12 protein-coding genes are annotated in these 14,397 nt (G+C 59.6%); 2 read left to right on the top strand and 10 right to left on the bottom strand.

What is annotated here, in order from left to right; translation table 11 throughout:
- Positions 1-467: 467 nt before the first annotated feature.
- Positions 468-1,436, bottom strand: coding sequence for a homocysteine S-methyltransferase family protein (locus ACR0JN_RS03135; RefSeq protein ID WP_480884154.1), 969 nt, complete (start codon positions 1,434-1,436; stop codon positions 468-470).
- 150 nt (positions 1,437-1,586) lie between these two features.
- Between ACR0JN_RS03135 and ACR0JN_RS03130 the strand changes: the two genes are divergently transcribed.
- A complete protein-coding gene (locus ACR0JN_RS03130) occupies positions 1,587-3,134 on the top strand; it encodes a winged helix-turn-helix domain-containing tetratricopeptide repeat protein (RefSeq protein ID WP_480884153.1) in 1,548 nt (515 codons plus the stop codon).
- A gap of 70 nt (positions 3,135-3,204) precedes the next feature.
- On the opposite strand, the gene ACR0JN_RS03125 is transcribed toward ACR0JN_RS03130, so the two are convergent.
- The 3 genes from ACR0JN_RS03125 to ACR0JN_RS03115 all read right to left on the bottom strand — a co-directional run bounded on the left by ACR0JN_RS03125 (position 3,205) and on the right by ACR0JN_RS03115 (position 7,499).
- Positions 3,205-5,373: a CHASE2 domain-containing protein gene (locus ACR0JN_RS03125; protein WP_480884358.1), complete on the bottom strand. Its 2,169-nt coding sequence runs from the start codon at positions 5,371-5,373 to the stop codon at positions 3,205-3,207.
- Positions 5,374-5,498: 125 nt separating this feature from the next.
- Complete coding sequence (locus ACR0JN_RS03120; protein WP_480884151.1) at positions 5,499-6,611, bottom strand: FecR family protein; 1,113 nt, start codon at positions 6,609-6,611, stop codon at positions 5,499-5,501.
- 201 nt (positions 6,612-6,812) lie between these two features.
- On the bottom strand, positions 6,813-7,499 hold the full coding sequence (locus ACR0JN_RS03115; protein WP_480884150.1) for a Crp/Fnr family transcriptional regulator: 687 nt from the start codon (positions 7,497-7,499) through the stop codon (positions 6,813-6,815).
- A gap of 179 nt (positions 7,500-7,678) precedes the next feature.
- On the opposite strand from ACR0JN_RS03115, the gene hemA reads away from it, so the two are divergent.
- On the top strand, positions 7,679-8,902 hold the full coding sequence (hemA, locus tag ACR0JN_RS03110) for a 5-aminolevulinate synthase (protein ID WP_480884148.1): 1,224 nt from the start codon (positions 7,679-7,681) through the stop codon (positions 8,900-8,902).
- Positions 8,903-8,962: 60 nt separating this feature from the next.
- Here hemA and ACR0JN_RS03105 read toward each other — a convergent pair whose 3' ends face one another.
- From ACR0JN_RS03105 to ACR0JN_RS03080, 6 genes are read right to left on the bottom strand one after another with little or no spacing between them, the layout of a single operon-like run.
- Positions 8,963-9,250: a cytochrome C oxidase subunit IV family protein gene (locus ACR0JN_RS03105; protein WP_480884146.1), complete on the bottom strand. Its 288-nt coding sequence runs from the start codon at positions 9,248-9,250 to the stop codon at positions 8,963-8,965.
- 5 nt (positions 9,251-9,255) lie between these two features.
- A complete protein-coding gene (locus ACR0JN_RS03100) occupies positions 9,256-9,804 on the bottom strand; it encodes a cytochrome c oxidase subunit 3 (protein WP_480884144.1) in 549 nt (182 codons plus the stop codon).
- Positions 9,801-11,723, bottom strand: a complete 1,923-nt coding sequence (locus tag ACR0JN_RS03095; RefSeq protein WP_480884142.1) for a nitric oxide reductase activation protein NorD — start codon at positions 11,721-11,723, stop codon at positions 9,801-9,803. The genes ACR0JN_RS03100 and ACR0JN_RS03095 overlap by 4 nt, the downstream gene beginning before the upstream one ends.
- Before the next feature lie 9 nt (positions 11,724-11,732).
- Entirely contained in the window at positions 11,733-12,542 is an 810-nt protein-coding gene (locus ACR0JN_RS03090) for an AAA family ATPase (protein ID WP_480884141.1), read from the bottom strand.
- Between the two features lie 5 nt (positions 12,543-12,547).
- A complete protein-coding gene (locus ACR0JN_RS03085; protein WP_480817416.1) occupies positions 12,548-13,915 on the bottom strand; it encodes a cbb3-type cytochrome c oxidase subunit I in 1,368 nt (455 codons plus the stop codon).
- Positions 13,916-13,931: 16 nt separating this feature from the next.
- Positions 13,932-14,381, bottom strand: coding sequence for a c-type cytochrome (locus tag ACR0JN_RS03080; protein WP_480817417.1), 450 nt, complete (start codon positions 14,379-14,381; stop codon positions 13,932-13,934).
- Between the last annotated feature and the right edge of the window lie 16 nt (positions 14,382-14,397).

The raw sequence follows: 14,397 nt of genomic DNA, 5'->3' as shown, positions 1-14,397 counted from the left end.
ATTCGGTCGATACCGTGTCCATACTAATGGATTAATGTCGAAGCCCCCCTCAGCCCCATGTCGCCAAATCTCCAGCCGCGAACTGGCGGCATGTCTCCTCAGATGGCAATTGGGGGGTATTCATCCGGTCGGGTGTTTGATCACACCACTCCCGCTTTTGCGTACCGGGCAAAGTCAAGGCAGGCATACGGTTTCACACTCCAGACCGCTAATGAGGCACTGTTAGCGCTACCATGCCTCTATGTAAAGGCCTATTTTACTGTTCCCGCCAAAACACCCGGCAAATCCACGTCAAATGGCATGACTTGTGTAGTTGGGGCGTCGCGGGCGGCCGTGGCTGACTGAATCAGCCACCCGACCATTCAAGGGTCGGGGCATGGCGCGAATAACAAAGTCCACTTTATAGGATTCGTCTTGAAGCAATGCGATCCGGGCGTGGGCCCGGATCGACCTGGAATTCGAGGCGACTATTGCGCGGCAACAGGATGTGCGTGCGTACACGCCCGCCCCATGGCATCTACATGGCGATGATCGGTGCCGCAGCACCCGCCCATAACCCGCAGGTTGGGAAGAAGGCCCATCAGCTTGCGATAATCCTCGCCCAGTTCGGTCGGGTTGCCGTCGTCCAGCACCTCGCTTCCATCCAACTCGGCATGAGACATGCGCGAGGCATTTGCCCGAACCCCGCCGATACGTCCAATCCAGTCGCTGCCATCCTGCAGCACATGCGCAAAGTGGTCGGGGTGCGCGCAGTTGACCATGAAATAGATCGGATAGCCGCCGGTGGCCGCGTCGACCTCGCGAATGGCATCGGCCAGCGTTTGACCGGTGGCCAGCTTGCCATCCGTTTCGACGGTAAAGGCGATGACCACGGGCACGCCTTGCGCCTTGGCGGCCAGCGCAATTCCGGTGGCCTCGGGCGTGTTGTTCATCGTGATCGCCGTGACCATATCCGCCCCGGCCTTGGCCATGACCGCGATCTGGGGCGCGTGATAGGTCTGCGCCTGGGTTGCGCTCATCAGCTCGCCCGGCACATACCCGTCGCCCCGGGGTCCGACGCATCCACTGATGACCAGCGGCGAGACGGTGTCTTCGTGGCGGTTGCGCAGCGTGCGCATCAGATAGATCGCCTCGGCGTTGATCTTGTCCAGATCGGCGTCGCTGTAGCCCAGCTTTCGCGCCCAGTCGCGGCTGGAACGCCATGTCGGGCTTTCCAGAATGAACCCAAGCTGGTGCGCACGGGCGACGGCGATGTGGCGCTCGAAATACTCGGTCAGCGCCCGCCGTCCGTCCTCGGTTTCCAGCAAGACGAAGGACGCAAACAGCGGCAGGTCAATGCCGTCGTGAAAGATCAGCGTGGTTTCAATTCCGCCATCGGTCAAAAAGTAACCCTCAGTGGCCAGCGGCAGGACCGGGGTCGTAACAGAATCTGACATAATCTATCTCCATTGAAATGTGTCGATCCGTCAGCCCTAGGTCGATTTCAGCTGCGCTGCTGGGAGACAGAGGGGAGAAAACCGGGATATTGCAGGGTTTTTCAATCCCGGTATGCTTGAACGACGGATTTCAAGAAGCGAACGGTCGTTGTGAAATATGCGTTCGAACCTTTTCTGCTGGACGATGCACGCCGGGAGTTGTGGTGCGCCGGGCAGCCGGTTCACCTGCAGCCGCAGGTCTTTGATCTTCTGTCCCTTTTGGTGGAAAACGCCCATCGCGTAATCAGCCGGGATGAGATTGTCGAGAAAGTCTGGAAAGGGCGCATCGTCTCGGATGATGCGATTTCCAGCCGCATTCGTGACCTGCGACGGGTTCTGGCGGATGCCGGTCAGGACGCAGGTCTGGTGCGTACCGTGCGCGGCCACGGGTTCCGGTTCGCTGGCGACGTCACCCTGCGCGCAGCACCTGCGGCACCGACGGCCCTAGACCAGCCACCAATGTCCAGCAATCGTGCGCCGCCCTCGATCGCCGTCCTGCCCTTCCAACGAAACGGCGATCAGGACAGGTTCGAGGCCATAGAAGAGGCGATCCCGCGCGAGTTGATCATGACGCTGGCGAGCCTGCGATGGATCAAGGTGGTGTCCCACGGCTCCGCCTTTAAGTTTCGCGGCAAGCAGGTCGATCTGGCGCAGGTCAATCAAATCCTGAACGCGCGCTATTGCCTGACGGGCGTCATTGATCTGACCGGCAACCGGATCACCATCGACACCGAACTGTCCGACACCCGCAGTTCCGAGGTCATCTGGGCCCTGCGCAAAAGCGCCGATATCGACGATATTCACGCCCTGCGCGCGGAAATCGCCGCCAATGTCATCATGGTGGCCGAGTTGGAGATCCCGCAGCACGAGGCCGCGACCCTGACGCAGACCGAGGCGGAAAATCTGGATGCCTGGTCTGCCATGCATCTGGGGTTTCGCTACATGAGCCAGTTCAGCCGCAGCGGCAATGAGATGGCCAAAACGATGTTAAGCCGCGCGCTGGAGTTGGACCCTCAACTGGCGCGCGCCAGCGCGGGAATGGCCTTTGTTCACTTCCAGAACGCGTTCATGCGCTATTCGCCGGATACGATATCCGAGGCGGAACGCGCCCGGCGCTTCGTGGAAACCAGCCTGTCGCTGCAGCCCCGCGACCCGTTTGCCAATTTCATGATGGGGCGCTGCCACTGGCTGGACCACGACCCCGAGGGCAGCAAACAGTGGTTCTCGCAATCCATCGCCTCGTGCCCGAACTACACGTGGGGGCATTACGGGGCCAGTTGGGCGAGTGTGTTCACCGGTGATTTCGACACCGCGATGGAAAACGCCAACCGGGCAATTGACCTGAGCCCGATTGACCCGTTCCGGCCCGGCATGACGGGCAACAAGATGTGGGTGTATATCGCACAGGGCGATCTGGAAAAGGCGACGAAATGGGCAGAAATAGCCGCCCGCACACCCTGGTCCCATGCCGGAATGGCCTTTTTCGCTGCGATGAGCAACTGGCTGAACGGCAATAGCGAAAGAGCGCAGTGGTGGGTGAACGAGGCGCGCCGCCGGAACCCCGACTTGCGGCAGGAGCACATTCTGGCGCTTGTTCCGGCCTCCAGCACGCGGTTCCGCGAGATATTGGCGGATGCGGCATCTGGTTTGGGCGTTTGAGACCGCCACCATTCAAACGCAGCATCAGATTCTCTAAAAGCTAACAGGCCTAGTACCCGATCCCGTTCCCTCACGCTCTGCCATGTCGGGCGAACTCGAATGCGACGGACGGCATGTCTGACCGAAAATCCGCCGCGCGTCCCGGCATGGCACGATAGAACCGGTGCAACCCGGGGTCGATCGCCTGGGCGAGGCTTTCGCAATGCAGGCACAGCTTTTCGATGGCGGCCTGAGGCTCGCGCGCTCTGACCGCCGCGATCAAAGCCCCGTGCGCAGCCAAAAGGCTCTGGAAGCCGTCAGTTTGCTGCAAATTCTGATCGCCCACCAGAATATAGACGGGCTCTGGCTTGGCCTTGCCTTTCAGATCGACATAGCCAGCTTCGAGCATGGCCAGCTTCCCTCGGGCGGCCTCGTACACACCGCTGGAAACAACAATGTCGTATTCAACCGTCCGGCAGCACTGTTCGATCCGAGCCGACACGTTAACCACATCGCCGATGACTGTATAGTTGAACCGTTTCTGAGACCCGATATTGCCGACACAGGCCAAACCCGTGGCGCATCCCGTCGCCAGCGCGATGGGATGTCGGTTTCGCATGATGGCAGAGGCATTGAACTCGACCAACGCGCCGCGCATTTCCAGCGCGGCCAACGCCGCCCGGCAGGGGTGATCTTCAACGGGCAACGGGGCATTCCAGAACGCCATCACGGCGTCGCCAATGAACTTGTCGATCGTGCCCCGCTGCTTCAGGATCTGATCTCCGATGTTGGAAAAAAGCGCATTCAGCAGCGAAACAAGTTCGGTCGCGGAGGCGGTTTCCGACAAAGAGGTAAATCCGCGAATGTCTGAAAACATCACGGTGATTTCCTGCGTCTCCCCTCCTAACTGCAGCCTGTGGCCCGTCGACTCCATTTCATCCAGGATTTCCGGGGCCACATAGTGGGAAAAGACCTTTCGTATTTCACGCTTCTCGCGTTCCGTCGAAACAAAAAGATATCCTGCCAGCAGACCGAAATTCGCCATCCCCCCGATAAGGGGAAAGGTGGCGTCAAACAGGATCAACTGATTTTGGTAGGTCAGCCAGCTGATTAAAAGAACAACCGCTGCAGCGACGCCACCGGCAACAAAAGACGCAACCGCCCCAAAACTGGACATGACCGCAATAACGACCAGCCCCAGTATGACGAAAGCAACCAGTTCCAGCGCGGCCGTGACATCGGACCGGCTGAGCATACTGTTCGTCAAGACCTGCTCTAGAATTTGCGCGTGAATGGAAACGCCCGGAACGGTTTCGCCAAGGGCGGTTTGATGCATGTCGAACAGACCGGCGGCAGAGGTGCCGACCAGAATGATCCGACCCTCGACCTGATCCTGCAAGGCAGGGTCATCGGACCCGTTCATGACATCGTCGGCTGAGATATAAAGGTCCGGGAAATCCCGCCTGTACTTCACCCAAAGCTCGCCATTTTCAGTTGTTGGTAAACGGTATTCGCCGATCTCGACCGCCAGCATTATACCTTCTTCATTTTGCGATCCTTCGGCAAAGATCACAGGCTCGCCCAGCGCAACCCTCAGCGCTTCGATCCCGAGACCGGGGATCACGCCTTCTGGCCCACCCCATAACACGGGGACGCGCCGCACCACCCCTGTGCCCCCGAGCGGCGAGACATTGACGCCACCTATCCCCGACGCATCCCGGTTCAAAGGCGCGGCTGGCGGGGTCCAATACGGAACCGAGATCAAACCCGCAGCCGGGTTTTCGCCAATTTCGACAACTCCAGCCTTGGTCGACAGCTTTCGGTCGTCCCCTTGCAGGCGGGCGGCGACGCCCAATACGACCGGCCAGTCGGCAATTGCGGATCCAAAGATAGCGTCATTGTCCAGATTTTCGGCATCTGGCTCAACGGCGACACGTCCGATCAGTGTCGGATCGTTCAGCAGCCGGGACGGCGAATACCGGTCAGGTTCGACAAACAACATATCGAATGCAATTGATGCGGCACCGTATTCGCCCAGGTTTTCCACCAATTGCGCAAGCAATGTCCGAGGCCACGGCCACTGGCCCCATTTTCCTAAAGAGACTTCGTCGATATCCACAACGCGCACCGGCAATTCGGGGTTGAACTCTGTCGGGGACAGTCTTTGCAAAATGTCAAAATAGATCAGACGCGTCATACGGACCGGAAAAGGATCCAGAACCCTGACAAAACAACCCAAAAGGATAAGGCATACCCCCACAAGACGGAAAGCCCATCTGGCATTGCTGGTTTTCCGCGTCTTTTCGACCACATCATCCTCCTGGGAAAAGGGCGGGATTATCTTGGATTCTGGCGACCTCCGGTCTGTTCCAGTACGGCCTCGGGTTACTCTTCTTCCGGTTCAGGTTCACTGGGTTCGGGTTCCTCGGGTTCAGGTTCTTCCCGCTCGGGCTCATCTCTTTCCGGTTCGTCATCATCGGGTTCTGGTTCGTCGGGCGGCGATGGTCCTGAAGGGGGATCTGAACGAGTTGGTGTCGGAGCTGCGGCCTGCTGCGCAGGTGCTTCTCTGCGCGTCTCTTGTCTGTCGGGCTCAACGCGTCGAATGGGCGCTGACTCCCGTGCGCACCCTTCGACATTGACCTGCAAAGGCGGCAGTAATCCGTCCTGCGACTGAATAAAGGGAAAGCCGCCCTTTAGCGCCTTGTCATATTGCGCCTGATCGGCTGGTCGCCCTACGCGCCCTCTTCCGCTTGTGGCATACAAGCTGCATTGGCGACCCGTTGACCGGCAGGACCCGCGCACGCTGCACATCTGCACTGTGCCTTCAAGAACTAGCATTGCGCTTTGGTCGTTCGACACAATCCACATGTCGAAAGTCGTTCCACGAACCGCCATCGTGGCCGACGGGGTTTTAACCGAATAGGCCCGCTTTCGGCTTTTGCCTGAGATAAAGCGAAAGCTGCCGCCCAATGCCTGCACAGCAAAGCTCTTGGCCTTGCGATTGCTGCGCAGCATCGTCACGTCCAGAACCATTTGCGAATTGGGTCCAATGGCGATCTTGGTTTCATCCACGAAAACAAGTTGAACCAGGCCATTGCGGTCTGTTGAAATCGCGTCGCCCGAAGCGATCTCCATTCCTGTGCGCACAGGCTGAGATTTGCCCCCACGCGTAATCTTCGCACCTTGCTTTGCGCCAATCACTTTTCCAATATTGGCTGAGGTCTGCGACGGTAAGATCACACAAACACAAAGAACCAACACAATTTTTAACCAGGTCACACCCAAGCCCCTTCCCCCAAAAGGTTCCTGATGAGCGCTAAACGCTCTGAGCCCGAACTTAACCTCGTTAAACCGCTTATTTGGTTTCTTAAAAATCCATAAATTTGTGCAAATATGCCTTAAAGCTAATATTTTTGGCAAGGTCTTTGTCGGAACGGGTATTGGTGTTTGCTCAACCGGCATCCCAAGGATCAACTTCCAGCTTGCCATTTCCCACATATCGCCGCCCTACGAACACCCTGCCTGCCGCCGCGACGATTACCCTCATGGCTGATCAGAGACAGCCCCTCTCATCCAAGGCTAAGCCTTTTTTCGAGGCCCGTAATTCACGAGGCTTGACGAACAGCAGAACAACGCCCAGTACGACGGCGGATCGCGCGAAAACCGTTACTGCCAATCCGGCAGGTCGCAATGCCGGTTCTACGTGGACTCACTTTCGGCGTAGCTGCGCAGTTCGGTGATGTCAGAGATTTCCGCATGATTGCGATTTATTTTCACGCCAATCGATTTTAATCGCGAAAAGGCACGGCTGAGGCTTTCGGGTTTCATCCCAAGACGGCCCGCAATCAGCATCTTGTCATAGGGCAATTCCACGTCGCAGCTGCCCTCCTCGATCTCGCACAGGTTCAGAAGGAACTCAGCCACCCGTTGTGCGCCGGTCTGCGCCTTGAGCTGTTCCAACTGCGCCACCAGCGAATGAAGATGTGTGAAGGTTGAGGCCAATATGGATATGCCGATCTCGGGGTCTTCCTTCATCAGCGATAACAGCACAGGGCTGGGAATATGCATGATCTCGCAAGCGGACACCGCCTCGGCCGAAACCGGGTAAGGCACGTTGCGCAAGGCGACCGCTTCGCCAAAGCTCTCACCGCGGGTGAAGACACTCACCACGGCCTCGGCACCAGTCGGTGTGACGCGGAATAGCTTTACCCATCCAGCCAGCACCACGTGCACGGCGTTGGCTTCTTCCTCCTGCAGGAAAATCGTCTCACCCCGGTCATAGGATCGCCAGATCGCGCGGCTCAGCAAATGATCCAGATACTGTTCCGGCAAGCTCTTGAGCAGAAGCGATTGTCGCGCGATCGCCTTTTGTCGTTCATGCGCCACGAAGGGTCCTCTCTTCCCTGGCCAATGTTTCGGCCAGCCCATCCCTAAGCTACAGCCTAAGCTATGTTGGTTCTCAATCGCCAGCCAAATTCGGTGGTGTAACTTGACAATTGTCATGTTCCACCATGCGAGCCGCGCCTATTCTTTGCCTAACACCAGCAAGCCGGGGAGCCAGTTTCATGGACTACGAGCGATTTTTTACCCAGAGCCTGGATGCCCTGAGGGACGAAGGGAATTACCGTGTTTTCATCGACCTGCAACGGCGCTGCGGAGCGTTTCCGAACGCGCGCCAGACCGATGGGGCAGTGCAGCGTGACGTGCGGATCTGGTGTTCGAACGACTATCTGGGCATGGGGCAGCACCCCGCAGTGATCAGCGCCATGCATGACGCTCTGGACCGCTGCGGCGCGGGTGCGGGCGGGACGCGGAATATCTCGGGGACAACCCATGATCACGTTCTGCTGGAACGCGAACTGGCCGATTTGCACGGCAAGGAAGACGCGCTGCTGTTTACCTCCGGCTACGTATCGAACTGGGCGGCGCTGGGAACGCTTGCGTCGAAAATCCCCGGCCTGATCGTGTTCTCGGATGCGCTGAACCATGCCTCGATGATCGAAGGCATCCGCCATTCGCGAGCGCAGAAGGTCATCTGGGGGCATAATGATCTGGAAGACCTCGAGGCCAAGCTGGCCGCAGCCGACCCGGACGCGCCCAAGATGGTGGCGTTTGAATCGGTCTATTCGATGGACGGTGACATCGCACCCATCAAAGAAATCTGTGATCTGGCCGACAAATACGGCGCGATGACTTATCTGGACGAGGTCCACGCCGTTGGCCTGTACGGCCCGCACGGTGGCGGCATCGCCGAGCGCGAAGGTCTGATGGATCGCCTGACCGTAATCGAAGGCACGCTGGGCAAGGCGTTCGGTGTGGTTGGCGGCTATATCGCCGCGTCGGCCGCGCTGTGCGATTTCGTGCGCAGCTTTGCCAGCGGGTTCATCTTCACCACCGCTCTGCCGCCGTCGATTGCCGCCGGGGCCGCTGCGTCGATCCGCCATCTGAAGCAATCGAATGCCGAACGCGACCTGCAAAAGGCCCGCGTGGCCGAGGTGCGCGCGCGGCTGGACGCGGAAGGCATCCCGCATCTGCCCAATCCCAGCCATATCATCCCGGTGATGGTCGGCGATCCGGTGAAATGCAAATTCATCTCGGACACGCTGCTGGAAGAATTCGGCATCTACATCCAGCCGATCAACTATCCCACCGTTCCAAAAGGGACCGAGCGCCTGCGGATCACGCCCTCACCTGTGCATACGGATGAGGATATCGACCATCTGGTCGGTGCCTTGTCGGCGCTGTGGCAGCGTTGCCAGATCGCGCGGATGCCGATGGCTGCTCAATAACCAAAGCTCCCCCTCCGCTTGGAAAAGCGCCGTCCTTTCGGGGGCGGCGTTTTTCTTTGGTCAGATCAGGTAGAGGCCGAAGACGGTCAGCACAAAGCCCGTCAGCACCAGGGTAAAGCCGCGCAGCCAGGCGGGGCTGGTGGCAAGCTCGAGGTAACGCGCAAGGATGATGCGGGATTTGGCCAGCGCCAGGATCAGGATGCCTGCGCCGAGGATTTTTGATGGGAGTGGGGTTAATGTCAGGATTGCCGATGCGAGGCTGAGCGCCAGAAGGGAGAGCCATGCGCGTGTGAGAGGGGTCGGGAGCCTCCGGCGGGAGTATTTTTGAAAAGATGAAGCGGCGGGCATCGCACTTATCCCAGCAGGTAGATCACGGGGAACAGCATGATCCAGACCAGATCGACCATGTGCCAGAACTGCGCGCCGGCCTCGATGTTCCGGGGATCGTCGCGCCATGCGACCAGCAGCAGGATGGCGATGCCGGCCAGCACATGCGCGGCATGAAAGCCGGTGAGCAGATAGTAGAACAGGAAAAACGGGTGGGTCTCATACGTGATACCTTGCGCGGCTTTGCCTGCATATTCCGCGCCTTTGATGATCAGGAAAACAACGCCCAGCGCAGCCGCCGCGATCAGCGCCAGACGGGCAGCGGCACGGCGGGCGGTTTGCCGCCAATGCAGGGCCTGTGCGGCGAGATAGCCGGACGTGATCAGGATGGCGGTGTTGAGCGCAGCGCCGGTGCGGTAGAGATGCGATTGTGCTTCGGCAAAGCCCGCCGGGTCGGTCAGGCGGACGCCCATGAAGGCGATCAGGCCCGCGCCGAAGACCAGCAGTTCCGAGATGATCAGCACCCACATCAGCAACTCGCCCGGAAGCTCGTCGATGAGGGAGCTGTCGGTCATGCGCCGACCAGTTGGCAGTAGATCTGCGGCAGGGCCATGGTCAGGCGGTGCGGGTCGGGGATGACGGCGAACCCGCCTTGGCCAAACATGCGCGGGAACCAGCTTTTGCCGGTTTTGTCGATGGTGACGCCAAAGACCGATTGTCCGACGCGGCGCGCCTCGCGGACGGCCATGCAGGTGTCTTCGATACCGTGGCGACCTTCATAGTGATCCAGATCGTTGGGTTTGCCATCAGTGATGACCAATAGCAGGCGACGCTTGCGGGATTGCTCTGCCAGATCGGCAGAGCAATGGCGGATCGCAGCGCCAAGCCTTGTGTAGTGGCCGGGGCGCAGCGAAGCGATGCGTTGTTCGACAGTTGTGCCCATGGCCTCATCGAACCGCTTGCAGCGTTGCACATAGACGCGCTGACGTTTCAGCGAACTGAAGGCGTGGATGGCGAAATCGTCACCGCAGGCGTTCAGGCCCCACGCCAAGGCGGCCAGCGCCTCGCGTTCGATATCGATCACGGCGCGGCCCGTTACGGCGCTTTCGGTCGAGCGGCTGACATCCAGCAGGATCGAGACCGCCAGATCGCGCGCCTCGGGGCGGGATTGCATCCAGATGCGTTCATTGCCTTCGCCGCTGGCATGGCGGTCGGTTTCGGCGCGCACGGCGGCTTCGATATCCAGCTGATCACCGTCCAGATGGCCACGCGTCATGACGCGACCGGGGCGCAGAGCTTCGAACTGGCGTTTGACGGCGCGGATGCGGCGGGCGGTGGCGGGGTCTTTGCCGAATTCAGCCGCATCCTCACGGATATCGGCGTCGGACAGCAAGACGTTCACATGGTCCGGCAGGTACTGACCGGTGCGCACATCCCATTCGGGATAGAGGATGCGGCCAGAGAGACGTTCACGGTTCACGTCCTCGGGCGCGAGGTCCAAGTGCAGCTTCAGCTTGGTCGGCGGCGCTTTGGAGATCTGACCCAGCCCGATCTCTTCCTGATCGTCGGCGGCTTTCTTGGCATTATCGGGGTCGTCATCATCGATGCGACGGTTGATATTCAGGAACTCGGCCCAGCTGAGGATCGCTTCGAACTTATGCAAGATGAAACTGTCGCTGCGGTTCGCCTGATCGGATTTGCGGCGGCGGGCGCGGTGGGTTTTTTCGCCAGACTCTTCGGGCTCGCCTTCGGTTTCGGGGTTTTCGACCTCGTTATGTTCGGAAAAGCCAACGGCGCGCAGCTCGGGCCACAAGGGCACCGGGCGCATCGGTTGATAGCCGCGCGGGGCGGTCAGATCGTCGTCTAGCGTCAGAAGCTGCTCGGCCTTTGGCGACAGGGGGGCCGGGTCGCCCAGCTTATGCCGGATCAGTTCTTCGACCGCAGCCTCAACAGGAGGAAGGCCGGGAATGTCGCGGTGGTGCAGCACGCCCTTGCAAAGCTCGGTATAAAGCGGGCGCAGGCCGGGGGCGTCGTCGAGCGTCGCCGCGACCATGTCCTGCGCTGCCATCAACGCGCGCAGGTCGGCGCGCAGTCGGTCGTCTTCGTCAATGCGGGTGCCCGCATGGGCGGCAGCGGCGGCCAGCCAGACATAAAGCGCGCCGTTTGCTTCACGCGCGGGGAATACGGCAAGCCGGTCGGGCAGACGCAGAACTTCGCCATCGAAGGACGCGCGCGGCATCAACTCGGCCTCGGTTGCCAGCTTGCGACGCCAGCTCAGGCGGTGGCGTGAAATCTCGGGTGAGACCGGGCGCAATTCAACGCCCGGGCTACCCCCAAGTCCTCGGAAGAGGACGGCCAGCCGCCCCGCGACCTCTGAGAGGTCGACCGCGGCTCCAACATGCACCTCAGGTGCATCGAGGCGGCTGGCAAGGGTGTGCCAAAGTTTCCCGATCGTTTCTTCGGGTTCCCATGGCTCAAAATCGATCCTGACCATCGGCCGGCCTCACCCAAAGACAGCCGTGACAAGATCGAGGAGCCCGCGTTTGATGTCCTCATCATCTGTCAGAGGTTCAACCATAGCGGCAAGGATGGCACGGTCGGTGGACATGCCCTGCGCGATCAGCGTCGCGGCATAGACGACCAGACGGGTAGAAACGCCTTCCTCAAGGTCCTGACCCTTGAGCCCGCGCAGCTTGTTCGCCAGCCGGATCAGCGGCTTGCAGCGTTCCAGCGCCAGCCCGCTTTCCTGCGCGACGACTTCGGCCTCCATCTCGGGCGATGGAAAGTCGAACTCCAGCGAGATAAACCGCTGACGGGTCGAGGGTTTCAGGGTTTTTAGGATATTCTGGTATCCGGGGTTATAGGAGGCGACCAGCATGAAGCCGGGCGCGGCCTCAAGCTCTTCGCCGGTACGATCGATCGGCAGGATGCGCCGGTCGTCGGTCAGTGGGTGCAGCACGACAGTCACGTCCTTGCGGGCCTCGACCACCTCATCAAGGTAGCAGATCGCGCCTTCGCGCACCGCGCGGGTCAGGGGGCCATCAACCCAGACGGTTTCGCCACCTTTCAGCAGGTAACGCCCGATCAGGTCGGCGGCGGCAAGGTCATCGTGACAGGCCACGGTGTAAAGCGGGCGGCCAAGCTTGGCGGCCATGTGGGCCACGAAACGGGTTTTGCCGCAGCCTGTCGGCCCCTTCAACAGAACCGGCAGGTCGTTGGTGTAGGCGGCGCAGAAGACGTCGCATTCATCGCCCTGGGCGAGGTAGAAGGGGGCGTCAGCCGCCCCCTCAGTCAATTTCATGGAGCCGTCCATAGTCATCACTCCGCAGGGGTTTCGGCTGCGCCGGGTTCAATGATCTCTTTCCGGGGAACCCAAATCGAGTAGATGAACAGCAGCGCACCAAGGACCACGACGATGCCAGAGCCAAGGCGCATCCAGTAGAAGATGGCGACCTGATCCTGCACATCCATGAAGTAGTCTCCGACCACACGCTGCATGTGCGTCTGAACGGTACCTGCGAAGGTCAGCACGAAGGTCATGAAGACCATGCCGCTGGTCATCAGCCAGAACGAACCCATGTTCAGAACCTGATTATAGGGATCGCGGTTCTTGAGGATCGGCATCGCGTAGCTGAAGATCGCCAGATTGAGGCAGACATAGGCACCGTAGAAGGCCAAGTGACCGTGGGCTGCGGTGATCTGCGTGCCGTGGGTGTAATAGTTCACCCCGTGCAGCGTATGCAGGAAGCCCCAGACACCAGCTCCGAAGAAGGCCAGCGTGGCACAGCCCAGCGACCACAGCAGTGCGGCCTTGTTGGGATGGTCCCGGCGGCCCTTCCAGACCATGACGAAGGCAAAGGCCATCATCGCAAAGAACGGGATCACTTCGAGGCTTGAGAAGATCGATCCGATCCACTGCCAATAGCCGGGCGTACCGATCCAGTAGTAGTGGTGCCCTGTGCCAAGAATGCCCGAGAACAGCGCGGCGGCGACGATGACATAGAGCCATTTCTCGACGATCTCACGGTCAACGCCCGTCAGCTTGAGCATCAGGTAGGCGAGGATCGAGGCCATGATCAGTTCCCACACGCCTTCAACCCACAGGTGGACAACGTACCACCAGTATTGCTTGTCCAAGGACAGGTTGCCGGGGTTGTAGAAGGCAAACAGGAACAGCAGCGCCAGACCCCACAGACCCAACAGAAGGATGTTGGTGATCGCGGTCTTCTTGCCCTTCAGAACGGTCATCGAAACGTTGTACAGGAAGATCAGCGCGGCCACGACGATGCCCGCCTTGACCCATTTGGGCTGTTCAAGGAACTCGCGCCCCTCTTTGCCCAGCAGCCAGTTGCCTTCGAACAGGTTGAAGACATAAGTCACAACCACGCCCAAAGTGCCGACCACAAGGATGATCAGCTGCAGATAGGCCAGCTTGGTCGAATGGATCTCACGCTCGGCCTCTTCCGGGATCAGGAAGTAGGCAGCCCCGAAGAAGCCAAGGATCAGCCAGACGATCAGAGAGTTTGTGTGCAGCATACGCACGATGTTGAACGGCAGAAGCTCGCTCAGGAAATTGGGGGATACATAGATCAGACCGGCCAGCAGGCCGCCGATCACCTGTATCGCGAACAGGCCCATGGCTACGGCAAAGTAGGCGTAGGCGATTTTCTGGGATTCGTATTTCATTGTCCTTGTCCCTTTCTCAGCCTGCCTCGTTGGGCGGCCAGCCCTGTGCGTCGATATTGTCGGTCCAGATCAGGAAATTGGTCAGATCACGCAGCTCGTCGTCGCTGAGGTTAAAATTGGGCATCTGCCGGCGACCGGGAATGCCGGTCGGTTGTGCTTCCATCCAGCCCTTGAGCGATTCAAAGGCCGATTCCGGGTCGTCCAGAACACCCCAACGGGTCATCACATTGCCGACCTCAGGGGCGTAGTAAGCCCCCTCGCCCAGAATCGTGTGACAGTTGATGCAAGCGTGCTTTTCCCAGACGTGCTTACCCCGGACGACACTTTCATCCAGGTTCGCAGCGTTCTCGGACCGCACGATATACAGGTGGGAATGGGCCGACAGGGCCAGAAAGATAAGAATGAAGAACAGTGACCCGCCATAGAATATGTTGCGAGCCATGCTCTTTGTCATGACTTCTCGCATTGCGCTCTCCTTTGCG

The sequence above is a fragment of the Ruegeria sp. G12 genome (genome assembly GCF_056533565.1).
Note: the sequence above shows the minus strand (reverse complement) of the source record. Positions and strands in the feature narration are given on the sequence as shown.

Bases quoted from the DNA above. Each gene is read 5' to 3' on its own strand.
- ACR0JN_RS03135 (WP_480884154.1), bottom strand. From the start codon at position 1,436: ATGTCAGATTCTGTTACGACCCCGGTCCTGCCGCTGGCCACTGAGGGT.
- ACR0JN_RS03120 (WP_480884151.1), bottom strand. From the start codon at position 6,611: ATGTGGGAAATGGCAAGCTGGAAGTTGATCCTTGGGATGCCGGTTGAG.
- hemA (WP_480884148.1), top strand. From the start codon at position 7,679: ATGGACTACGAGCGATTTTTTACCCAGAGCCTGGATGCCCTGAGGGAC.
- ACR0JN_RS03105 (WP_480884146.1), bottom strand. From the start codon at position 9,250: ATGCCCGCCGCTTCATCTTTTCAAAAATACTCCCGCCGGAGGCTCCCG.
- ACR0JN_RS03100 (WP_480884144.1), bottom strand. From the start codon at position 9,804: ATGACCGACAGCTCCCTCATCGACGAGCTTCCGGGCGAGTTGCTGATG.
- ACR0JN_RS03095 (WP_480884142.1), bottom strand. From the start codon at position 11,723: ATGGTCAGGATCGATTTTGAGCCATGGGAACCCGAAGAAACGATCGGG.
- ACR0JN_RS03090 (WP_480884141.1), bottom strand. From the start codon at position 12,542: ATGGACGGCTCCATGAAATTGACTGAGGGGGCGGCTGACGCCCCCTTC.
- ACR0JN_RS03085 (WP_480817416.1), bottom strand. From the start codon at position 13,915: ATGAAATACGAATCCCAGAAAATCGCCTACGCCTACTTTGCCGTAGCC.
- ACR0JN_RS03080 (WP_480817417.1), bottom strand. From the start codon at position 14,381: ATGCGAGAAGTCATGACAAAGAGCATGGCTCGCAACATATTCTATGGC.